19 protein-coding genes are annotated in these 22,225 nt (G+C 74.9%); 6 read left to right on the top strand and 13 right to left on the bottom strand.

The genetic code is table 11. The features are described 5' to 3' along the window. Positions 1-4: 4 nt before the first annotated feature. From OG617_RS19750 to mtrA, 3 genes are all read right to left on the bottom strand, one after another. A complete protein-coding gene (locus OG617_RS19750; protein ID WP_405094540.1) occupies positions 5-1,816 on the bottom strand; it encodes an LpqB family beta-propeller domain-containing protein in 1,812 nt (603 codons plus the stop codon). After that, the gene (gene mtrB, locus OG617_RS19745; RefSeq protein WP_405103827.1) at positions 1,813-3,510 is read right to left on the bottom strand and encodes an MtrAB system histidine kinase MtrB; all 1,698 of its coding nucleotides are present in this window, start codon (positions 3,508-3,510) and stop codon (positions 1,813-1,815) included. The genes OG617_RS19750 and mtrB overlap by 4 nt, the downstream gene beginning before the upstream one ends. A gap of 70 nt (positions 3,511-3,580) precedes the next feature. Further along, the gene (mtrA, locus tag OG617_RS19740; protein WP_117665835.1) at positions 3,581-4,270 is read right to left on the bottom strand and encodes an MtrAB system response regulator MtrA; all 690 of its coding nucleotides are present in this window, start codon (positions 4,268-4,270) and stop codon (positions 3,581-3,583) included. A 203-nt stretch (positions 4,271-4,473) separates the two neighbouring features. Between mtrA and OG617_RS19735 the strand changes: the two genes are divergently transcribed. The 5 genes from OG617_RS19735 to OG617_RS19715 are packed head-to-tail and all read left to right on the top strand — an operon-like array spanning position 4,474 to position 9,773. Next, complete coding sequence (locus OG617_RS19735) at positions 4,474-5,325, top strand: hypothetical protein (protein ID WP_405094539.1); 852 nt, start codon at positions 4,474-4,476, stop codon at positions 5,323-5,325. Beyond that, positions 5,322-5,918 carry a DUF4129 domain-containing protein gene (locus OG617_RS19730; RefSeq protein WP_405094538.1) on the top strand — a complete coding sequence of 199 codons (597 nt, stop codon included), beginning with the start codon at positions 5,322-5,324 and terminating at the stop codon, positions 5,916-5,918. Before OG617_RS19735 ends, OG617_RS19730 begins: the two co-directional genes overlap by 4 nt. After that, the gene (locus OG617_RS19725) at positions 5,915-7,477 is read left to right on the top strand and encodes a DUF4350 domain-containing protein (protein ID WP_405094537.1); all 1,563 of its coding nucleotides are present in this window, start codon (positions 5,915-5,917) and stop codon (positions 7,475-7,477) included. Before OG617_RS19730 ends, OG617_RS19725 begins: the two co-directional genes overlap by 4 nt. Next, positions 7,474-8,466, top strand: coding sequence for an AAA family ATPase (locus tag OG617_RS19720; RefSeq protein WP_405094536.1), 993 nt, complete (start codon positions 7,474-7,476; stop codon positions 8,464-8,466). Before OG617_RS19725 ends, OG617_RS19720 begins: the two co-directional genes overlap by 4 nt. Continuing rightward, a complete protein-coding gene (locus tag OG617_RS19715; protein ID WP_405094535.1) occupies positions 8,463-9,773 on the top strand; it encodes a DUF58 domain-containing protein in 1,311 nt (436 codons plus the stop codon). The genes OG617_RS19720 and OG617_RS19715 overlap by 4 nt, the downstream gene beginning before the upstream one ends. Here OG617_RS19715 and OG617_RS19710 read toward each other — a convergent pair. Further along, a complete protein-coding gene (locus OG617_RS19710; protein ID WP_405094534.1) occupies positions 9,751-10,764 on the bottom strand; it encodes a stage II sporulation protein M in 1,014 nt (337 codons plus the stop codon). The two genes, OG617_RS19715 and OG617_RS19710, sit on opposite strands and share 23 nt — an antisense overlap. Positions 10,765-10,805: 41 nt before the next feature. On the opposite strand from OG617_RS19710, the gene OG617_RS19705 reads away from it, so the two are divergent. Next, positions 10,806-11,711 (top strand): RDD family protein, encoded by a 906-nt coding sequence (locus tag OG617_RS19705; protein WP_405094533.1) that lies wholly within the window; start codon positions 10,806-10,808, stop codon positions 11,709-11,711. Positions 11,712-11,749: 38 nt separating this feature from the next. Here the strand turns inward: OG617_RS19705 and efeB are convergent, their stop codons facing one another. The 9 genes from efeB to OG617_RS19660 form a co-directional block, all read right to left on the bottom strand. After that, on the bottom strand, positions 11,750-13,030 hold the full coding sequence (gene efeB / locus OG617_RS19700) for an iron uptake transporter deferrochelatase/peroxidase subunit (protein ID WP_405094532.1): 1,281 nt from the start codon (positions 13,028-13,030) through the stop codon (positions 11,750-11,752). 46 nt (positions 13,031-13,076) lie between these two features. Next, the gene (efeO, locus tag OG617_RS19695) at positions 13,077-14,213 is read right to left on the bottom strand and encodes an iron uptake system protein EfeO (RefSeq protein ID WP_405094531.1); all 1,137 of its coding nucleotides are present in this window, start codon (positions 14,211-14,213) and stop codon (positions 13,077-13,079) included. 21 nt (positions 14,214-14,234) lie between these two features. Next, positions 14,235-15,155, bottom strand: coding sequence for an iron uptake transporter permease EfeU (gene efeU, locus OG617_RS19690; protein ID WP_405094530.1), 921 nt, complete (start codon positions 15,153-15,155; stop codon positions 14,235-14,237). A 183-nt stretch (positions 15,156-15,338) separates the two neighbouring features. Further along, complete coding sequence (gene ahcY / locus OG617_RS19685) at positions 15,339-16,838, bottom strand: adenosylhomocysteinase (protein WP_396676211.1); 1,500 nt, start codon at positions 16,836-16,838, stop codon at positions 15,339-15,341. A gap of 279 nt (positions 16,839-17,117) precedes the next feature. Continuing rightward, the gene (gene manA / locus OG617_RS19680) at positions 17,118-18,281 is read right to left on the bottom strand and encodes a mannose-6-phosphate isomerase, class I (protein WP_405094529.1); all 1,164 of its coding nucleotides are present in this window, start codon (positions 18,279-18,281) and stop codon (positions 17,118-17,120) included. Between the two features lie 2 nt (positions 18,282-18,283). Beyond that, positions 18,284-19,312 carry a cation diffusion facilitator family transporter gene (locus OG617_RS19675; RefSeq protein ID WP_405094528.1) on the bottom strand — a complete coding sequence of 343 codons (1,029 nt, stop codon included), beginning with the start codon at positions 19,310-19,312 and terminating at the stop codon, positions 18,284-18,286. A gap of 87 nt (positions 19,313-19,399) precedes the next feature. Beyond that, complete coding sequence (locus OG617_RS19670; protein ID WP_405094527.1) at positions 19,400-20,596, bottom strand: SIS domain-containing protein; 1,197 nt, start codon at positions 20,594-20,596, stop codon at positions 19,400-19,402. Beyond that, entirely contained in the window at positions 20,593-20,778 is a 186-nt protein-coding gene (locus tag OG617_RS19665) for a Trm112 family protein (RefSeq protein ID WP_117665810.1), read from the bottom strand. The genes OG617_RS19670 and OG617_RS19665 overlap by 4 nt, the downstream gene beginning before the upstream one ends. A gap of 61 nt (positions 20,779-20,839) precedes the next feature. Next, on the bottom strand, positions 20,840-22,225 hold the full coding sequence (locus OG617_RS19660) for a phosphomannomutase/phosphoglucomutase (protein ID WP_405094526.1): 1,386 nt from the start codon (positions 22,223-22,225) through the stop codon (positions 20,840-20,842).

Raw genomic sequence — 22,225 nt, 5'->3', positions numbered from 1 at the left:
CCGCTCAGTAGAGGAAGAACGGGGCGGTCGGGTTGCCGGCCCGTACCCCGGCCGGCGGCGGGGTCACCTCCAGCACCTGGTCCCGCTTGATGGTGCCGAACGGGTTGTTCTGGTACGCCACCCCGTTCGCCTCGTACATCAGGTTGCCGCCGGAGAACGGCGCCACCTGGTTGAGCGGGTACGTCGACAGGTGGGTGACCCGGGCGCCGACGTCGTTGCGCAGCGCCGTCTCCAGGGCGCCGTCGACGCTGATCTGGTAGACCGCCGGCCGCCCCACCGACCCGGCCAGGTCCAGGCTGGTCTCCGTCGCCCAGTCGACCGCCGAGAGGTCGGTCAGCGAGGTGACCAGCCGGCGGGCCGGGCCCACGGAGACCACCCCGCCGTTCAGGTTGACCGCCGCGACGTACAGGCCACCTCCGACGATCGCCGCGATCCGGTGCCCGTCCAGCGAGGCGGCCACCGCCGTCACCTTGCCCTCGACGGTCAGCGGCAGCACCCGGAGCTGGGCGTTCCCGTCGAACCGGTAGAGCCGGCCGTCGGCCACCACCAGCCCCTGCGGGCGTTCCGGGTCGGGCGAGCGCAGCCAGACCGGCCGGCCCATCGAGGCGTACGACTGGGTGCTGCGCTGGAAGACGCTCACCGGCGCCGCGCCGGCGCCGACCGTGAGCCGCTGCCGCTGGTCCGGCCCGGCCGTCACCAGGGCGGCCAGCACCGCGTCGCCGGAGCGGCTGAACCCGGCCGACACGACGCCCTTGTTGTACGCCGCCGCGACCGGCACCTGGCCGCTCGCCTCGCCGGCGAAGGCGAGCGGGTGGACCGCCCCGTCGTAGACGCAGAACCGCTGCGGGTCGCCGGTGACCGGGTACGCCGGATTCGCCTGACGGTGCGCGGCAAGGTCGGGCACCTTCTTCCGGGACTGGTTGTGGATCTTCAGCTCCAGTTGGCCGTCCAGCTCCGGCAGCGACCAGACGAGTTGGTCGACGAACTGCTCGACCCGCTTGTCGTCCGCGTCGACGGGCATGTCGAGGTTGACCTCCCACTGCCCGTCCGACTCGGTCGCGTTGTTGATCAGGCGGGTGCCGTCCGGCAGCCGGCGCGTCCCCGACCCCAGCCACTCCGACGGCCCGGCCGTCAGCCACCTCACCACCTCGGTGACCCGCCGCTCGTCGGGCACGGCCAGGGGCAGGTAGCGCTGGTCGGGCACCAGCCGGGTGCGGTCGGTGTTCCAGAAGTAGACGGTGTGGGTCTGGTAGTACTGCCGCAGGGCGTCGTCGCTGAGCAGCAGCACGTTCGGCGGCGGGTCCTTGACGTACCAGCCGGCGTCCGGCTTGTCCTCCTGGGCGGCGCTCAGCTTGAACCGGTACTCGGTGTCGGTGGCCACCGGCGGCACCAGCGTGCCGTCGGCGCGCAACAGGCCGATCTGCTGCACCCGGAGGGTGACCTTGATGCCGTCCGTGGTCTCGGTGATCACCGGCGTCTCGCGCAGTCGCACCACGGTGAGAGCCACCTCGCTGGCCTGCTTCTCCTGGATCCGGCCGCGCCCGTCCGGGGCGACGAACTGCTTGACCCGGTAGTAGGCCCGGTCCGCCTCACCCGCGGCGGCGGAGAGGAAGTTCGTGACGAGGGCCTTGCGGTCGGTGCCGCTGGCCGTGGGACCCGGCGGCTCGTCCCGGCGGTAGCTCGACGAGCCGGGCCTGGCGGCGGTCACCTGCCCGTCGACTCTGACCTCGGACTCCTTGGGGATGCCACAGCCGGCGATCCCGGTGAGCAGGATCAGCCCGGCGAGGGGCGCGGCGAGCCTGCGGCGCGGCGTCACGACCCCACCTCCGCGCGGTCGCCGGTCGCCGGGGCGGGCCCGATGGCCAGCGCGCCCCCGGTGCCGGAGCCGATGGCGAGCAGCCCGCCGTCCCGGGGGCCACCGAACGGCAGGGCCGCGTCGCCGGGGACCAACCGCAGCGGGGACGTGGTCAGCCGGTCGCCGGCCCGGGCCGGCAGGGTGAGCCGGAACTGGGCGCCCTGGCCCGGCGCGCCCCACGCCTCCAGCCAGCCACCGTGCAGCCGGGCGTCCTCCAGGCTGATGGACAGGCCGAGACCGGTGCCCCCGGTCTGCCGGGCCCGGGACGGGTCGGCCCGCCAGAACCGGTTGAAGACCAGCTTCTCCTCGCCCGGCTTGAGCCCCACCCCCTGGTCCCGGACGGTGATCGCGACCGCCGTCTGGTCGTGCCCGAGGGTGATCAGGACGGGCTTGGCCTCGCCGTGCTCGACGGCGTTACCGACCAGGTTGCGCAGCACCCGCTCGACCCGGCGCGGGTCCACCTCGGCGATCACCGGGGCGTCGGGCACGTCCAGCTCGATGGCCACCCCGACCCGCTCGGCCAGCCCGGCCAGCCGGTCGGCGACCCGGTGCACCACCGGCACCAGGTCGGTCGGCTCGGCGTCCAGCATGGCGAACCCGGCGTCGAAGCGGCTGATCTCCAGCAGGTCGGTGAGCAGCTCCTCGAACCGGTCCAGCTCGGCCTGGAGCAGCTCGGCGCTGCGGGCCACCGCCGGGTCGAACTCGTCCCGCTCGGCGAAGATCAGGTCGGCGGCCATCCGGACCGTGGTCAGCGGGGTACGCAGCTCGTGGGAGACGTCGGAGGTGAAGCGGCGCTGCAAACGCGACATCTCCTCCAGCCGGACGATCTGCCGTTGCAGGTTGGTGGCCATCTGGTTGAACGACGCGGCCAGGAGTGCCAGGTCGTCCTCCCCGTTGACCACCATCCGCTGGTCGAGCAGGCCTGCGGAGAGCCGCTGGGCCGTCCGGGCGGCCACCCGCACCGGCGTCACCACCAGCCGGGTGACCAGGGCGGCGAGCAGGCCGAGCAGGAGCACCAGCGCCGCCCCGGTGGCCACCACGGTGGCCCGGGCGTCCGCCGCCGTGGCGTCCTGGCGGGTCAGTGGCACCAGGTAGTACAGCTCCACCTGGCCGAAGCTGGTCGGCACCGGCGAGCCGTACACGAGGTATTTCGTGGGGTCGGCGGCCAGCCGGCCGGTGCGGATCTGGCTGGCGATGTTGCCCCCGGCGACCGTGGCCCGCAGCTCGCGGCTGATCAACGGGCCGACCTCCACGTCCGGGGAGAAGCGCGGCTCGATGATGCCGGTGTAGTCGTCGGCGATGATCCCGACCACCACCCCGCTGACCTGCTGCGGGTCCCCGCCGGCCAGGTAGTTGACCGTGCCGTCGATGGTGTCCTGGAGCTGGGCCTCCTGCGCCTGGTTGTAGAGGCTGAGCTGCTTCGCCGCGTAGTCGCTGCCGCTGCTGAGCCGGAGCCGGACGTCGGTCTCGGCGTTCTCCAACAGGATGTTGGTGATCTTGTCGGCGATCAGGTAGGCGAACCCGCCGACGAGCAGGCTGGAGCTGACCAGCGTGATGGTCACCACCCGGACCTGCAACGAGCGGCGCCAGGTCTGGTGCAGGCCGGCCACCAGCCGGGCCACCCTCCCGGCCAACACACGCCACAGCTCCCGCACGGCGGATGGCCGGCGGGTGACCGTGGAGGGGGGACCGGACGTCGGGGAGGTGGTCACAGTACGCCCCAGGCTATCCGGTGCCGGCCTTGTAGCCCACGCCCCGGACGGTGAGGATGATTTCCGGTCGCTCCGGGTCCGGCTCGATCTTGGCCCGCAGCCGCTGCACGTGCACGTTGACCAGCCGGGTGTCGGCGGCGTGCCGGTATCCCCAGACCTGTTCCAGCAGCACCTCCCGGGTGAACACCTGACGGGGCTTGCGGGCGAGCGCGACCAGCAGGTCGAACTCCAGCGGCGTCAGCTTCACCTCCTCGCCGTTGCGGCTGACGGTGTGCGCCGGCACATCGATGCTGATCTGGTTGCCGGGCGGCCCGATGGTCAGCATCTCCGGTGCCACGTCCTCGCCCCGGCGCAGCCGGGCCCGCATCCGGGCCACCAGCTCCTTGGGCTTGAACGGCTTGACCACGTAGTCGTCGGCGCCGGACTCCAGCCCGAGCACCACGTCGACGGTGTCGCTCTTCGCCGTGAGCATCACGATCGGCACGCCGGACTCGCCGCGGATCGCCCGGGCCACGTCGATGCCGCTCATTCCGGGCAGCATCAGGTCGAGCAGGACGATGTCGGGCCGGTTCTCCCGGAACGCGGCCAGCGCCCGTTCCCCGTCGGCGACGAACGAGGGCAGGAAGCCCTCGCTGCGCAGGACGATGCCGAGCATCTCGGCGAGCGCGGGGTCGTCGTCGACCACCAGTACCCGGGCTCTCATGGGATTTATACTTCCATCTCCGTTCGTCTTGGTGGGACCGGCGTCACCCTGACGGGGTCGGCGGTTCGCCGGGATCGGCGTCACCCGGCACGGTACTGCCGGTTGGCCGTCCACCGCACGTCCAGCGCGCGGGGTCGTGTCACCATGACCGGTGCGGGTGCCACCGAGCCCCGGCCATCGCCAGCCGTCCCCGGGGAGTACGCGTGCCAGACGCCGGCCCGACCGCCGTGCTCCCGCGCCGGCCGCTGACCGTCGGGGAGCTGCTCGACTCGGCCGTCCTGCTGCTGCGCGGGCACGCCCGGGTGCTGATCCCGGCCGCGCTCGTCCTCGCCACCGCCGAGCAGTTCCTGCTGCACCCGCTGCGGGTCGCCGCCGGGGCCCGACCGCCCGGCTTCGCGTTCCATCTCGGGCAGCTCGCCCCGTACTGGGGGCTGTTGGCGGTGGGGGCGGCCACCGAGGCGGTGATCGTCCTGCTGCTCGGCAACCCGGCCGCCCGGGCCGCCGGGGCGGCGCTGCTGGGCCGTACCGCCGGGCCCGGCGAGCTGGTCCGGCCCGCCGGGGCCCGGCCGGGGGCGACCGCGCTGCTGGCCGCCGGGGTCGGCGCGGTCATGCTCGTGGCCGCCCTGCTCGGGCCGGGCTGGGTGGTCGCCTGGGCGCTGCTGGGCTCGGTCGCGTCGGCGCTGGTCGTGGACCGGGTCGCCGCCGCCCGGGCGCCGCTGCGCGCCGCCGCCCTCGCGCTGCGCGCCGGCTGCCGGGCCGCCGCCGTCCGCCTCCTCGGCTACCTGGCCTGGTGGATCGTCCGGGTCGGGCTGGGCGTGGGCGTCTTCTACGGGCTGCGCGCGCTGGGCCTCGTGGACCTCACCGACCCGGCCTGGGCCGTGCCGGTCTCCGGCGCGATCTGGGCCGGCGTGAACGGCGTCGCCTACCCTGCGCTGGCCTGCCTCGACGCGGTCCTGCACCTGGAGGGCCGGATGCGCACCGAAGGGCTGGACATCCGGCTCTCCAGGGCCCCGGCGGGACTCGGCGAGCCGGCACTGCTGGCGGCCGACCGGTGAGCCTCAGCCGGTGGTGGACCGAGACCACGGCCGCGCTGGGCGACCACCTGCCGTTGCCGCTGGCCGCGCTGCTCCTGCTGCTGACCGCCGGGCTGGTCGCGCTCGGCTGGTACCACCACCCGGCCTGGGTCCCCCGCCGCCTGCCCCGGCTCCGGCTGCCCCGGCTCCGCCGGGCCCGGTTGCCCCGGCTCCGGCGGCACCGGGGAACCGGCCCGGCCGCCGGCGGGACGGCGGCGCCCGCGCCGGACGCCGCCCCGCCGGACGGGACCGGCCCGCTGGCCGACCAGCTGGCGGCGCAGGGCCGCTACGCCGAGGCGGTCCGGGAACGGCTACGCGGCATGCTCGGCGAACTGGTGGCCCGGCGGGTGGTGGAGCAGCGCCCGGGAATGACGGTCGCGGAGCTGACCTCGGCCGCCACGGCACGCCGTCCCCCGGTCGGCCCGCCGCTCGCCGCCGCCGCCGGGATCTTCTCCGACCTCTGGTACGCCCAACGCCCGGCCGCCGCCGAGCACGACCGCCGGATGCGGGAGCTGGCCGCGGAACTGCACCGGGCCCTTGCGGCCCCGGCCCCGCAGGGCGGTGAGCGGACGTGACCGCCGTGCCGCACCACACCGGGCCCGCCGCCCCGGCGTCCACCACACCGGCGCCCGCCACACCGGCGTCCACACCGGTGCCCGCCAGCGCACCGCGCCGCCGACGTTGGCACCGGCTGGCGATCCCGCTGGGACTGGCCGCGCTGCTGGTCACGATCACCGTGGTCACCCACTCCGTGGACCAGCCCGACCCCACCGAGCCGGGCTTCCTCTCCCCGGTCGCCACCGACGCGGACGGCGGCAGCCGGCTCGCCGACGCGCTGCGCGACCGGGGCGTCGTCGTGCAGCGGGAGACCGACCCGCTGCGAGCGATGCTGGCCACCGCCGGGCGGGCGACGCTCTTCGTGCCCGCCCCGGGGCTGCTGCACCCGGACACCCTCGGCGCGCTGCGCGACCTGCCCGGCCGAACCCGACTCGTGCTGGTCGACCCACCCCGGCAGGTGCTGGAGGCCACCGGCCTGCCCCTGGTCCCCGCCGGCCGGCGGTGGGCCACCCGGGCGGTCGGGCCGGACGTTGACGGGCGGCCCTGCGCGCTGCCCGAGGCGGCCCGCGCCGGGGTCGCCGCCGCCGAGCGGCAGCGCTACGCCGTCCCGCCCGGCCGGTCCGGGGCGACCGTGGACCGCTGCTACGCCGCCGGGCTGGCCCGGGTGCCCCGGTCGACCGAGACCGTGGTGATCGGGGCCAGCGACCCGTTCCGCAACGACCGGATCGCCGAGCGGGGCAACCGGGAGCTGGCCACGGGCCTGCTCGGCACGACCGGCCGGGTGGTCTGGCTCGACCTGGACGGCCCCGCCCCGCCGCCACCGAGCCCCGGCGGCACCGCCGGGCCGAGCTGGCCGGCCGATCCCGGGGGCCCGGGCGGCGGGACCGGCGACGACGGGCCGCCCGACGGCGGCGACGAACCGGGCGCGTCCGGCGACGACCGGGGCGACGGGGACTCCACCGCGGACGGCCGGACCCCGCCCAACCCGCTCTGGGCGGCCTTCCCCGCCTGGTTCTGGGCCCTGCTGACGCAGCTCGCCCTGGCCGCGCTGCTGCTGGTGCTCTGGCGGGCCCGCCGGCTCGGCCCGCCGGTCTCCGAGCCGCTGCCGGTGGCCGTCCGCTCGGCCGAGACGGTGCTCGGTCGGGCCCGGCTCTACCAGCGGGCGCGCGCCCGGGGCCCGGCCGCCGACACGCTGCGCTCCGCCGCCCTGGCCCGGCTGCTGCCCCGGCTCAACCTGCCCGCCGACCCGCCCCCCGACGCGGTGTCCGCCGCCGTCGCCGCACGGGCCGGCGGCACCGCCGCGCAGGCTCATGACCTGCTGTACGGCGACGAGCCGGCCACCGACCGCGAGCTGCTGGACCTGGCCCGCTCGCTGGACCTGCTGACCCGTACCGTCGCGGGGACGCCCGAGGCGGCCCGGGCGGACACCGGCCCGCACGTGCACCCCCCGGTGGCCGCCGGCCCGCGTCCACCGAACCCGGCCGCCGCCGACCCGCAGGCCGACCCGCCCGGCCCCGACCGGCCGGCGGCCGTCCCCCGACCCCGCCCCGCCCCGCCGAAGGAGGACCCCCGGTGACCCGACCCGCCGGAACCGCCGAGCCGCCGACCGCCGGCCCGGACGACGCCCGCGCCGCCCTGCACCGGCTGCGCGCCGAGGTGTCCAAGGCGGTCGTCGGGCAGGACGGGGTGGTCACCGGACTGGTGCTCGCCCTGCTCTGCCGGGGGCACGTGCTGCTGGAGGGGGTGCCCGGGGTGGCCAAGACGCTGCTGGTCCGGACCGTCGCCGCCGCCCTCGACCTGAACAGCAAGCGGGTGCAGTTCACCCCGGACCTGATGCCCGGCGACGTCACCGGGTCGCTGATCTTCGACCCGCGCACCGCCGCGTTCACCTTCCGCGAGGGACCGGTCTTCACCAACCTGCTGCTCGCCGACGAGATCAACCGGACCCCGCCGAAGACCCAGTCCGCGCTGCTGGAGGTGATGGAGGAGCGACAGGTGTCGGTGGAGGGCGAGCGCCGGCCGCTGCCGGAGCCGTTCATCGTGGCCGCCACCCAGAACCCCGTCGAGCACGAGGGCACCTACCCGCTGCCGGAGGCGCAGCTCGACCGGTTCCTGCTCAAGCTCACCGTGCCGCTGCCCAGCCGGGACGAGGAGCTGGGGGTGCTCCGGGCGCACCACGCCGGGTTCGACCCGCGCGACCTGGCCGCGGCCGGCGTACGGCCGGTGGCCACCGCCGACGACCTGGCCGCCGCCCGGGCGGCGGTCGGCCGGGTGTACGTGGCCGACCCGGTGCTCGGCTACGTCGTGGACCTGTGCCGGGGCACCCGGGCCGTGCCGGCGCTGGAGCTGGGCGCCTCCCCCCGGGGCGCGACCGGCCTGCTCGCCACCGCGAAGGCGTGGGCCTGGCTGGCCGGCCGGGACCACGTCACCCCCGACGACGTGAAGGCCGTCGCCCGCCCCACCCTGCGGCACCGGCTGCGGCTGCGCCCGGAGGCGGAGCTGGAGGGGGTCGGGGTGGACGCGGTGCTGGACACGGTGCTGGCCACCGTGCCGACGCCGCGATGACCTGGCGGGCGGCGGCGCTGCTGGCGGCGGGCGCCGCCACCCTGCCACTGTGGCCGGCGCCGTTCGTCGGGGTGGCCCTGATGACCATGGTCGTGCTGGCGCTGACCGCCGTCGACTGGGCGCTGGCCGCGCCGCCGGCCGGGATCGCGGCCGACCGGGACGGGGACCGGCGGGTCCGGCTCGGCGGCACCGCGACCGTCACCCTGCGGCTGACCAACGCCTCGGCCCGTACGCTGCACGCCCGGGTCCGGGACGAGTGGGTGCCGTCGGCCGGAGCACGGCCGGACGTGCCGCCGGGGCGGGTGGTCCGGGTGGACCCGGGGGCGGGCGTCGACCTGCCGACCCGACTCACCCCGGCACGGCGCGGCGACCGGCCGGCGGTCGCGCTGACCGTCCGCTCGTACGGGCCGCTGCGGCTGGCGTTCCGGCAGCGCGCCGGCCGCCCCGCCACCCCGGCGTGGACGCTGCGGGTGCTGCCCCGCTTCGACTCCCGCCGGCACCTGCCGGAGAAGCTGGCCCGGCTGCGGGTGATCGACGGCACCCAGGTGACCCGGGGCCGGGGCGAGGGCACCGAGTTCGACACGCTGCGCGAGTACGTCGTCGGCGACGACGTCCGCTCGATCGACTGGCGGGCCAGCGCCCGCCGTTCCGACGTGCTGGTGCGCACCTGGCGCCCGGAGCGGGACCGGCGGCTGGTCTGCGTCCTCGACACCGGGCGGACCTCGGCGGCGCGGATCGGCGACGAACCCCGGCTGGACACCTTCCTCGACGCCGCGCTGCTGCTCACCGCGCTGGCCGCCCGCGCCGGCGACCGGGTCGACCTGATCGCCGCCGACGCCGTGGTCCGGGCCGTGGTGACCGGCGCGGGCCGCCCGGCGCTGCTGACCCGGCTGGTGGACGCGGTCGCTCCGCTCCAGCCGGCGCTGGTGGAGACCGACTTCGCGCTGATCGCCGGCGAGGTGCTGCGCCGGGAGCGGCAACGCAGCCTGGTGGTGCTGTTCACCGCGCTGGAGGCCGGGGCGCTCGGTGAGGGGCTGCTGCCGGTGCTGCCCCGGCTGGCCGCCCGGCACCGGGTGATCGTCGCCGCGACCCACGACCCCGTGCTCACCGCGCTGACCACCGCCGCGCCGGACCGGCCCGCCGACGCGTACGCCGCCGCGGCGGCCTGGCGTGCCCTGGCCGAGCGGGACCGCCTCCGCGCCGCCCTGACCCGGTACGGCGTCACGGTGCTGGACGCCCCGGCGGACCGGCTGGCCCCCGAGGTGGCCGACGCCTACCTCCGCCTCAAGTCCCTCGGCCGGCTCTGAGCCCCGGAATGTCGACTATGGACCCGGCGGCCGTATCCGGCGCGACGCAGCTCCCGCCGACCGCCCGGCGGCCGAGCACGACGACGTACGCGAGGAAGGCGAGCCAGACCGCCGCGCCGGCGCCGATGCGGAGCGCGGCCGGCAGCGGGGCCGGGGTGACGAACGCCTCCAGGCCGGCGGAGACCGCGAACACGCCGACCAGGCCCACTGCGGCCAGCACGGCGGAGCGGCCGGCCTCGGCCACCGCCCGGCCCCGGGTGAGCCGGGGTGGTGGCGCGATCCACGCCCATGCGGTGCGCAGCCCGACCCCGGCGGCCACGAAGACCCCGGTGAGCTCCAGCAGGCCGTGCGGGGTGATCATGCCGAAGAACACGTCGGCCCGGCCGTAGGAGACCATCACCCCGCCGACCACCCCGATGTTGAGGGCGTTCTGCCAGAGCAGCCAGAGCACCGGCACGACGAGCACCCCGGAGGCGAGGCACTGGGCGGCCAGCCAGGCGTTGTGCGTCCACAGGTGGAAGGCGAAGGTCGGCGCGGAGAACTCCGTGTAGTAGCCGGCGAACCCGGACCGGACCAGCTCGGCGGCGGCCTCCTCGCCGACGAACGCGGCGGCGGTGTCCGGGTGCCCGGCGACATACCAGATGAGGAAGCCGCTGAGCAGGCTGAAACCGGTCGCCACCGCGCACCACCACGGCCAGGCCCGGTAGACCGCCCCGGGGAAGCCGACCAGCAGGAACCGCCCGACGGCGGCCCACGACGGGCGGGGCCGGCCGGTGATCCGGCCCCGGGCCCGCAGCACGAGCTGGGAGAGCTCGGCGACGAGTCCGGGCTCTGGCGAGCGGCTGCGCAGCACCGACAGGTGGGTGGCGGCCCGCTGGTAGAGCGCGACCAGCTCGTCGGCCTCGGCGGCGGAGAGTCGACGCCGGACCGACAGTGCCTTCAGCCGGTGCCACTCGCCCCGGTGCTCGGCGACGTACGCGTCGAGATCCACTGGTCCTCCCCCGTCCGGCGACCATAGTGTTCACTGTGCTGGTGAACGCGCAACCACCGGCACCGGTCGCCGGCGCGTCCGGCGGCGACGCCGGCCTGGTCAGCGGCGAGGCCGTGGCGCTGGACGTCCGGGCCGCCCGGATCGGCTCCCGGGTGCTGGCGCTGCTGCTCGACCTGGTGGCGCAGGCGGGGATCGCGGTGGGCCTGGTGGTCTGCCTGTCGGCGGCGGTTGCCGCGTTCCCGGCCGGGCTCGCGGACGCGGCGCTCAGCAGCGCGCTGCAGACCGTCGGGGCGATCCTGGTCCTGGTCGGCTACCCGACGCTGTGGGAGCGGTTCGCCGGGGGCCGCACGCCCGGCAAGCTGGTGGTCGGGCTGCGGGTGGTCCGGGTCGACGGCGGGCCGGTGGGGCTGCGGCAGTCCCTGACCCGGGCCCTGGTCGGGGTGGCCGTCGAGTGGCCCGGCCTGGTGCTGCCCCTGCTGAGCTGGGTGGCGAGCGTGGCGGTGATGCTCACCGACCGGCGCGGCCGACGGCTCGGCGACCTGGTGGCCGGCACGATGGTGGTGCACACCCGCGTCGCCACCGCCTGGCGGCCCGCCCCGCTGCTGGCCCCGGCGCTGGCCGGTTGGGCGTACGCGCTGGACCTCACCCGCCTCGACGACGACCTCGCGCTGGCCGTCCGGCAGTACGTCACCCGGGCGCACCGGTTCGCCGAGCCGGCCCGGTCCCGGCTGGCCGGGGCGCTCTGGGCGGAGGTGGCAGCCGTGACGACCCCGCCGCCGCCGGCCGGCGTACCGCAGGGGGTGTGCCTGGCCACCGTGCTGGCCGAGCGGCACCGCCGGGCGACCCACCGGCTGCACCGGGCCCGGGCCCGCACCGCGACGCTGTGGCCGGAGCTGGCCCCGGCGCCGGCCGGGGGTGGGCCGCGCGCCGCCGGGGCCGGCGACTGACCCGCCGGTACGCGGGCCAGGCAGGCGGGTCGGGTGGCTCAGCCGAAGAGCGACCGGCCCCAGTGGTCGCCGCCGTCGCGCACCCCGGGCGGGCAGGCGAAGATGCCGCTGGAGACGTGCCGCAGGTACTCGTTCATCGCGTCGTTGCGGGCCAGCCGGGTCTGGATCGGCACGAACTGCTTGCGGGGGTCCCGCTGGTAGGCGATGAAGAACAGCCCGGCGTCGAGCCGGCCCAGCCCGTCCGAGCCGTCCACGAAGTTGTAGCCCCGGCGCAGCAGGCGCGCGCCGTCGTGCTGGCTCGGGTGGGCGAGCCGGACGTGCGCGGTCTCGGCGATCAGCGGCTGGCCATCGTCGCCCTTCGCGGCGAGGTCGGGCTCGTCGAACTCGTCGCCCCCGCCCAGCGGGGCGCCGCTGCCCTTCGTGCGGCCGACGATCTGCTCCTGCTCGACCAGGGAGCTGCGGTCCCAGGTCTCGACCAGCATCCGGATCTTGCGGGTGACCAGGTACGACCCGCCGGTCATCCAGTCCGGCCCGTCGCCCGGCTGGGCCCAGAGCTGCTCGCGCAGCAGCCCGGCGTCCTCGGCCTTGAGGTTGGCGGTGCCGTCCTTGAAGCCGAACAGGTTGCGCGGGGTGGCCTGGCCACGGGACGTGGACGAGGTGCGCCCGAAGCCGAGCTGCGACCACCGGACGCTCACCACGCCCATGCCGATCCGGGCCAGGTTCCGGATGGCGTGCACCGCCACCTGGGGGTCGTTGGCGCAGGCCTGGACGCAGAGGTCCCCGCCGGACAGCTCCGGGCGCAACGCGTCCCCGGCGAAGTGCGGCAGGTCGGCCAGCGCGGCGGGGCGGCGGCCGGCGAGGCCGAACCGGTCCTTCCCCTGGGCGTCGCGGAAGAGCGTCGGGCCGAAGCCGATGGTGAGGGTGAGCTGCGACGGGGGCAGCCCGAGGGCCTCGCCGGTGTCGTCCGGCGGGGCCTCGGGGACGCCGCCGACCGCGCCGATCACCCCGGCGTCCCGCCCGGCGGTCATCCGGGCGGCTGCGGCCGTCCACTCCTGGAGCAGGTCGACGAGCCGGGCCCGGTCCTTGGTGACCACGTCGAACGCGACGAAGTGCAGCCGGTCCTGGGCCGGGGTGGTGATGCCGGCCTGGTACTCGCCGTGGAACGGCACCGCGCCGGCCGCCGCGCCCTGGTCGGCGGCGGCGCGGTCGCCCCCGCCCCGGGCCAGCGCGCCGGCCCCGGCGGCGACGCCGGCCACCCCGGCGACCCCCGCGCCGGCGAGCGTGATCGCCCTCCGCCGGGACACCTGGTTCCCGCTCATGCCCTCACCCTCCCCTGCTCGTCGCTGCGCCCACCGGGACGGTCGGTCACCGGGCGACGACCGCCGCCACCTTGCTGATCGGCTCGGCCAGCGCGTTGATGCTGTCCGAGAGTTCCTTCAGGTCGGCCTTGCTCAGCGCGGTGTGCAGCTTCCAGCCGTCGCCGTCGCGGTGCTTGCCGAGCGCGGTCTCCACATTGGCGAACTCCTTGTCGAGCTGGGCGACCAGCTCCGGGGAGCGCTGCTCCAGGGCGGGGCGGAGCGAGGCGATCGCAGCCTTCGAGCCCTCCAGGTTGGCGTTGAAGTCCCAGAGGTCGGTGTGCGAGTAGCGCTCCTCCTCGCCGGTGATCTTGCCGCTGGCGACCTCGTCGAGCAGCGCCTTCGCGCCGTTGGCGAGCTGGAGCGGGGTGAGCTTCTCGGCGTTGGCCTTGGCCACGATCGCCTTGACGTCGACCAGGAGCTGGTCGGCGATCGGGCCGTCCTTGCTGATGTCGCCGGTCGTCCAGAGGTCCTTCTCGATCCGGTGGAAGCCGGTGAACTCCATGCCCTCCTCGATGACCTCCTCGCGGCCGTCGATCTTCGGGTCGAGGTCGCCGAAGCTCTCCGCCACCGGCTCGATCCGCTCCCAGTAGGTGCGGGCCACCGGGTACAGCGCCTTGGCCTTCGCCACGTCACCGGCCTTGACCGCGGCCACGAACTCCTCGGTCTTGGTCAGCAGGGCGGCGGTCTGGCTGTTGACGTAGCGCTGGTAGCTCGCGGTGGCCTCGGCCAGCGCGGCGTCGGGGGCGACGGTCGCGGCGGTGCCGCTGACCTTCAGTGCCCCCCGGATGCCCTTGCCGATCATCCCGGGCTTGCAGGCCGTCTCGTACGTCCCGGCGGGCAGCTCGACGCGCAGCTCACGGCTGAGCCCGGGGGCGATGTTCTCCACCTCGCCCATCACCCGGTCCCCGGCCGCGTAGACGTAGAACTCGGTGACCTTGGCGCCGGAGTTGGTCACCTTGAAGGAGGTCTGACCGGCGGGCAGGTCGGTCCGGCCGACCTCGCACGCGGTGTCGGTCGCCTTGACGGTGATCGGGCCCCCGTCGCCGGCCGCGCCGCCATCCTTCTCCGCTCCGCCGCAGGCGGCGACGCCGGTGGTGGCCAGCACGCCGGTGGCGGCCAGTGCCAGGAAGCGGGTGGTACGCATCAGGGGTTTCTCCTCGTGAGGTCAGGCGCGCGGCGACGCGGTCGCCGGCCCGGTTCCGCTGGTGGTGGAAGAGTCGGTGCCGGTGGGGGCCGCCGGGCCGGACGGGGCGGCGGCTGCCTTCGTGGGGGGCCGGGCCGGGCCGGCGGGCCGGCGCAGGAAGATCAGCAGCACCGGCAGGGCGTACGCGACCCAGGCGACCGTCTCCAGCACGCTCGGCGCGGGGGTGACGTTGAACATCCCGGCGAGCAGGGCGGCGTACCAGGTGCCCGGGTCGAGGACTCCGGTGATGTCGAAGGCCAGGTTATTCAGGCCGGGCAGCACGCCGGCCTCCTGGAAGTCGTGCACGCCGTACTTGAGGATGCCGGCGGCGACCAGGATCAGCAGGGCACCGGTCCAGGTGAAGAACGTGGACAGGTTGATCTTCAGGGCGCTGAAGTAGAGGCCCACGCCGATGGCCACGGCGCTGACGATGCCGCCGATCAGGGCCAGCAGCGGCCCGCTGTCCCCGGCCGCGCCCTGGGCGGCGGAGTAGAAGATGAGGGCGGTCTCCAGGCCCTCCCGCACTACCGCGAGGAAGGCCATCCCGGCCACCGCGACGGAGCCGACCGCGAGTGCCTCGCTCAGCCGGCCGCGCAGCTCACCGGCCATGGTCCGGGCGGCTCGGCGCATCCAGAAGATCATCCAGGTGACGAAGACGACGGCCGCGACCGAGGTGACCGCCTCGAACAGCTCCCGGTCCTCGGAGCGGGCCAGCAGCGAGGTCGAGGTGTACTCGATCAGCCAGCCGAACAGCACCGAGAGGGCCACCGCGAGCCCGACGCCCGCCCACACCTGGGGAAGCCGGTCCCGGCGCTGCGACTTCACGAGGAAGGCGACCAGGATGCTGACCACCAGGGTCGCTTCCAGGCCCTCCCGCAGGCCGATCAGGTAGGTGGCGAACATCGGGACTCCGTGATCCGTAAGGCATGCCTCGACTAACTTAGGGCAGCCATACCTTCCTCCCGTTTCGTGAACTCGTCAAGTTGTCCACGGCGATGTCACCCGGCCATGCGGCGGGACCGCCTCGGCCGGCACGCGAAAAGACCGGGCCGCCGCAGCGCGGCCGACCCGGTCCCTTCGTGTGGCTCAGTAGCGGTAGTGCTCCGGCTTGAACGGGCCCTCCTGCGAGACGCCCAGGTAGGCGGCCTGCTCCTTGGTCAGCGTGCTCAGCTTCGCGCCGAGCGCGCCCAGGTGCAGCCGGGCCACCTTCTCGTCCAGGTGCTTGGGCAGCACGTAGACGCCGATCGGGTAGTCCTCGGGCTTGGTGAACAGCTCGATCTGGGCGATCGTCTGGTTGGCGAACGAGTTCGACATCACGAAGCTCGGGTGCCCGGTGGCATTGCCCAGGTTCAGCAGCCGGCCCTCGGAGAGCACGATGATCGAGTGCCCGTCGGCGAACTTCCACAGGTCGACCTGCGGCTTGATGTTCATCCGCTCGACGTCGGAGCGCTTGGCCAGGCCGGCCATGTCGATCTCGTTGTCGAAGTGACCGATGTTGCCGACGATGGCCTGGTGCTTCATCCGGGCCATGTGCTCGTTGGTGATGACGTCGAAGCAGCCGGTGGCGGTGACGAAGATGTCCGCCTGCCCGACCACGTCGTCCAGGGTGGCGACCTGGTAGCCGTCCATCGCCGCCTGGAGGGCGCAGATCGGGTCGACCTCGGTCACCACGACCCGGGCGCCCTGGCCGCGCAGCGACTCGGCGCAGCCCTTGCCCACGTCGCCGTAGCCGAGCACGACGGCCATCTTGCCGCCGATCAGCACGTCGGTGGCCCGGTTGATGCCGTCGATCAGCGAGTGGCGGCAGCCGTACTTGTTGTCGAACTTGCTCTTCGTCACCGAGTCGTTGACGTTGATCGCCGGGAAGAGCAGGGCGCCGTTGCGGTGCATCTCGTAGAGCCGGTGCACGCCGGTGGTGGTCTCCTCCGTCACGCCCTTGATGCCGGCGGCGATCCGGGTCCAGCGCTGGCCGTCCTCGGCGAGGGAACGGCGCAGCACCTCAAGGATGACCGCGTACTCCTCGGAGTCGGCGGACTCGACCGGCGGGACGGCCCCGGTCTTCTCGAACTCGACGCCCTTGTGCACGAGCAGGGTGGCGTCGCCGCCGTCGTCGAGGATCATGTTGGGACCCTGGCCGTCCGGCCAGGCCAGCACCTGCTCGGTGCACCACCAGTACTCCTCCAGGCTCTCGCCCTTCCAGGCGTAGACCGGAACGCCGGCCGGGGCCTCGGGGGTGCCGTCCGGGCCGACGACGATCGCGGCGGCGGCGTGGTCCTGGGTGGAGAAGATGTTGCACGAGGCCCAGCGGACCTGGGCGCCGAGCGCCAACAGGGTCTCGATCAGCACGGCGGTCTGGATGGTCATGTGCAGCGAGCCGGTGATCCGCGCCCCGGCGAGGGGCTGGGCCTCGGCGAACTCTCGGCGGATCGCCATCAGGCCCGGCATCTCGTGCTCGGCGAGCTGGATCTCCTTGCGTCCGAACTCGGCGAGCGACAGATCCGCCACCTTGTAGTCGCCCTCGGCGAGGGTGCTCGGCCGGGCCTCGGACGGCCTGCCGCTGGGGGTAGCCGGGAGGGTGCTGGTCATAGAAGCTCCTGTCGAACGAACGGAGTGCTGCGCGACCCTTCACCTTACGCGCGAGAGCGGGCAGCGCGCGGGGCGGTCGGTCGTGAACGGACTTTCCGCCCACTGTCCGGCCGCCCCGCGCATCCCCCCGGTTTGGTTCCCCGCGCGCCCCCGGACCTTCGTCGCGTTAACGCTGCGTACCAATAGAGTCACACTGCGCCAAGGCAACGTCAAGCTATTCCGGAAATTTCGGATATGTGTCGGCTGGCCGGGGCGGCCTTCCCTCGACGGGGGTGACGGTCAGTCGAGACCGGGGGTGGCCACGTACGCCTCGCCCTCGCCGTCGAGGACGAGCGGGCCGGCGTCGGCCGGGCCGATCGCGGACTGCCCCGGCACGAGGGCGACACCGCCCCGACCGTCGTCGACCGAGAGCCTCCCGGCCCGGCAGAGCACCACCCGGGGCCCCGGCACCGCGAGCCGGACCGGCGGCGCGCCGGCGTCCAGCCGCACCCGGTGCAGCGCGAAGTCGTCGACGGGCACCGGCCAGCGGACCACCCCGGCGGACACCTGCTCCGGGGCCACCACCGGGTCGTCGAGCACCTCGAAGCGGAGCACCCGCAGCAGCTCGTCGACGTCCACCCGCTTCGGGGTCAGCCCGCCGCGCAGCACGTTGTCGCTGGCCGCCATGATCTCCACGCCCGTGCCCCACAGGTAGGCGTGCAGGTTGCCGGCCGGCATCCAGATCGCCTCCCCGGGAGCGAGCCGGAGGTGGTTGAGCAGCAGCGCCACCAGCACCCCGGGGTCGCCCGGGTGGTGGGCTGCCAGCGCTCGGGCCAGCTCCGCGTCCGGCCCGGCGGCCTGCGCCGCCAGCACGGCCGCCACCAGCCCGGCCCGCTCCGCCGCCGGCCAGCTCAGCAGCAACCGTACGGCCTCCCGCAGCCCTGCCGGGCCGCCGCGCAGCGCCGCCACCACCGGCTCCAGCGCCGGTACGCCGAACGCGGCCAGCGCCTCGGCTGACTCCGCCGGGTCGCGGAACCCGCAGAGCGCCTCGAACGGCGAGAGCGCGACCAGCAACTCCGGCTTGTGGTGCGGGTCGGCGTAGTTGCGCTCCCCCGCCGGACGCGCCGCGTCGGCCGCGTACCCGGCGCGGGCCTGCTCCGGGTCCGGGTGGGCCTGGAGGCTCAGCGGGGCGTCCGCGGCGAGCACCTTGAGCAGGAACGGCAGCCGGGGGCCGAACCGCTCGACCACCCGATCGCCGAGCCAGCGCCCCGGCTCGGCGGCCAGCAGGTCGACCAGGCTCGCCGCCGCACCGTCGCGCCGCACCGTGGCCGGCGCGCCCGGGTGGGCGCCCAGCCACAGCTCGGCCTCCGGCCCCGCGCTGGGCACCGGGCGCCCCTGCAACTCGGCGATCGCCGAGCGGGAACCCCAGGCGTAGTCCCGGATCCGGCCGTGCAGCGGCTCCACGCTCAGCTCCCGGCGCGGGACTCGTCGGCCGTGGGCTCCGCCGCGCCCGGCACTGCGGCGGGCGCCGGGCCCGGGACGGCCGTGTGCGCCGCGGTGCCGGTGCCGGCCCGCTCGGCCGCGGCGGACCAGATGTCCGGCTCCAGGTAGATCACCCGGGCGACCGGGACGGCCGCGCGGATCCGCGTCTCGACGGCGTTGATCCCCCGGGCCAGCTCCTCGGCGCTCTCACACGCCGGGACGGCGACCTTCGCGGCCACCATCAGCTCCTCCGGGCCCAGGTAGAGCGTCTTCATGTGGATGATCCGCTCGACCTCCGGGCCGGCGGTGACGGCCTGCTCGATCGCGGCCACGTCCTTCGGCTCGGCGCCCTCACCGAGCAGCAGGCTCTTGGTCTCGATCGCCAGGACGATCGCGATGGCCACCAGCAGGACACCGATCATGGCGGTGCCGGCCGCGTCCCACATGCCGTTGCCGGTGATCAGGGTCATCCCCACGCCGAACAGCGCGAAGACCAGACCGACCAGCGCCCCGAAGTCCTCCAGCAGCACCACCGGCAGCTCCGGGGCCTTGGACCGGCGGATGAAGTGCACCCAGGACTGGTTGCCCCGGACGTGGTTGGACTCCTTGATCGCCGTGTGGAAGGAGAAGCCCTCCATCACGATGGCCGAGACCAGCACGACGACCGGCACCCAGTGCCAGCTCGTGATCCCGTGCGGGTCGGCCGCCTTGTGCCACGCCTCGTACAGCGCGAACAGGCCGCCGACGCTGAACAGCACGATCGACACGATGAACGCGTAGATGTAGCGCTCCCGGCCGTACCCGAAGGGGTGCTCGGGGGTGGCGGCGCGCTTGGCCCGCCGGCCGCCGAGCAGCAGCAGGGCCTGGTTGCCGGAGTCGGCCACCGAGTGGATCGACTCGGCCAGCATCGACGAGGAGTTGGTCAGAAGGAACGCGATGAACTTCGTGATCGCGATGCCCACGTTCGCGAACAGCGCCGCGACGATCGCCTTGGTACCGCCGTTGGCGCTCATCGCTCCACCTCGGTTCGCGACTGCGGGGCTCGCGACCCCGACTCACTCCTCACGTTCACGCCGTTCCCCGTTCGATGCCGCACGTGCTCACTGGTTCGCCAGCTCCTTCATTTCTGTGATGGCCGGAACCGCCATCGGGTCCAGTCCGTGTGCCAGGGCCAGGTAGACGGCGGCGAAGTCCGGCACCGCCACCAGCGAGGCGAGCCGCTCCAGCGCGGAGCCGCCCTCGGCGGTCACCACGTCGCACCGCACGCCACGCCGCTCGGCGAGAGTCTGCACGGCGTCGGCCCGACGCTCCTCGACCGCCAGCGGCTCGTCGGCGTCGTCCTCGGGGTTGAGGCCGCCGTCGCGCAGCAGCACCAGCCGCAGCCGGGTGCCCTCCACCTCGGTCTCCTCCTGGTCGGCGAAGATGTCCCGCATTCCCTCGGCGAGGCCGCCGAACACGCCGTCGAGCAGGCCGACCCGCCCCCGGCCGGCCTCGCCGAGCGCCCCGCTGACCACGGGGTAGCGGGCGTTGGCCGACAGGGTGTCGCCGAACCGGCGGGCCGCCACGGTGGCCAGCGGCGACGAGCCCCAGACGATGGGGATCGACCCGGCCAGCCCGAGGGCCAGCGACTTCGCGGGGTTGACGAACGACTCGGCCGTGGAACGGCACCGGTCGGCGTCCGCGTCGAGCCGCGCCGCCGTCTCGGCCAGATCCGCCTCGTTGACCTTCACGAGCCCGAGCGTACGGGCGGCGAGCAGAACCGGCACGGTGAGCGCCCACAGGCTGGCCCGGGCCGGGGCGCGGCGGGGCACCGGGATGAACGGGGCGCGGGCCCGCTCGGCCACCGCCTGCAACTGCGAGTCGGGGGCGCCGACGGCGACCAGCCGGGCACCCCGGCGGTGCGCGGCCTCGGCGGCGCCGAGCGCCTCGGGGCTGCGGCCGGAGGCGCTGACCGCGATCACCACGTCGGCGGCACCCACCCAACCGGGCACGCCGGCGCTGCGGTGCGGGATGACCGGGACCGGGCAGCGCGGCCCGGCGACCGTGGCCAGCACGTCCCCGGTGCGCCCGGCCGTGCCGATGCCGGCGATGACGACCGCCCGGGGGCGGCCGTCGTCGGCGAGCGCGGTGAGGTTCGTCTCGGCGGTCAGGGCGGCGGACTCCCGGACCTGCGCCCCGGCGGAGGCGGTGAACCGGAGCATGCCGCCCGGGTCGCGCTCCGCGAGGGCGGCCGGGTCGTCCAGCAGGGACTCGTCGGCGTCGCGGCGGCCGCTGACTCCGGCCGTTCCCCCCATCACGGCTGCTGCGCGGGTCCGCCGCGCGCCTCGTCGAGCAGTAACACCGGCACGTCGTCGCGCACCTCGAAGATCCGACCGCACTCGGTGCAGGTCAGCGTCTGCGCCCCGGCGTCGTAGTCCAGCGGGGCGTGGTGTGTGTCCGGACAGGCGAGGATCTCGAGCAACTGCGGGTCCAGGGCCATGGTGCGGCTCCTTCCACGGTGCGGGGGCGGCGGTCGACGGTGCCGACCGGCGCAGGCGATCTTATCGGCGAACCCGGTCGAGCACCTCGTCGCGGAGCGAGATCATCCGCTCCTTGGTCGGCGCCTCGACGTTCAGCCGCAACAGCGGCTCCGTGTTGCTGGCACGCAGGTTGAACCAGGCGCCGTCGGCGAAGCTCAGGGTGAGCCCGTCCAGCTCGTCGGTGGTCGCCTCCGGGTACGCGGCACGCACCTCGGCCACCCTCGCCGCCTGGTCGGCCACCGTAGAGTTGATCTCGCCGGACGCGACGTACCGCTCGTACTCCCGGGCCAGCTCGGACAGCGGCAGGTCCTGCCCGCCGAGCGCGGCGAGGGCGTGCATCGCGGCCAGCATGCCGGTGTCGGCGAACCAGAAGTCCCGGAAGTAGTAGTGGGCGGAGTGCTCGCCACCGAAGACGGCGTTGGTGCGGGCCATCTCGGCCTTGATGAAGGAGTGCCCGACCCGGGTCACCACCGGCTTGCCGCCGTGCTCGACGATGATCTCCGACACCGCCCGGGAGGTGATCGGGTTGTGGATCACCGTGGACCCGGGATGCCGGGCCAGCTCGCGGACCGCCACCAGGGCGGTGATCGCCGATGGGGAGACCGGCTCGCCGCGCTCGTCGATGACGAAGCAGCGGTCGGCGTCGCCGTCGAAGGCCAGCCCCAGGTCGGCGCCGTGCTCGCGGACGGCCCGCTGGAGGTCGACCAGGTTCGCCGGGTCCAGCGGGTTGGCCTCGTGGTTGGGGAACGTGCCGTCCAGCTCGAAGTAGAGCGGCACGATCTCCAGCGGCAGCGCCGGCAGCACGGCGTCGCCGAGCACGCTGGGCACCGTCCAACCGCCCATCCCGTTGCCGGCGTCGACCACGACCTTCAGCGGCCGGATGCCGGAGAGGTCTACCAGCCCGCGCAGGTAGGCGGCGTACTCCGGGCGCAGGTCGCGCCGCTCGGTCGGCCGGGTCGGCGCCCCCGCCGGGGGCGCGGCGCCGGAGTCGAGCAGCGCCTGCGCCCGGTCCCGGATCTCGCTGAGGCCGCTGTCCTGCCCGATCGGGCGGGCGGCCGAGCGGCACATCTTGATGCCGTTGTACTTGGCCGGGTTGTGACTGGCCGTGAACATGGCACCGGGCAGGCCGAGAATGCCGGAGGCGTAGTAGAGCATGTCGGTGGACGCGAGCCCCAGCTCGATCACCGACCGCCCCTGCGCCCGGACGCCGGCGGCGAACGCCTCGGCCAGGGCCGGGCCGCTGGCCCGCATGTCGTGCGCGATCACCACCGCGTCGCCGGGCTCGTCGGCGGCGGCGAGCACCTGACCGAAGGCGACGCCGAGCGCCTCGGCCGCCCGCTCGTCCCACTCGTCCGGCACCGTGCCCCGGACGTCGTACGCCTTCACGATCCGGGACAGATCAGACAC

The organism is Micromonospora sp. NBC_01412 (genome assembly GCF_045040215.1).
Classification (GTDB): domain Bacteria; phylum Actinomycetota; class Actinomycetes; order Mycobacteriales; family Micromonosporaceae; genus Micromonospora; species Micromonospora rubida.
The sequence above is the reverse complement of the archived record's forward strand: the minus strand, read 5'-3'. Positions and strand labels throughout refer to the sequence as shown.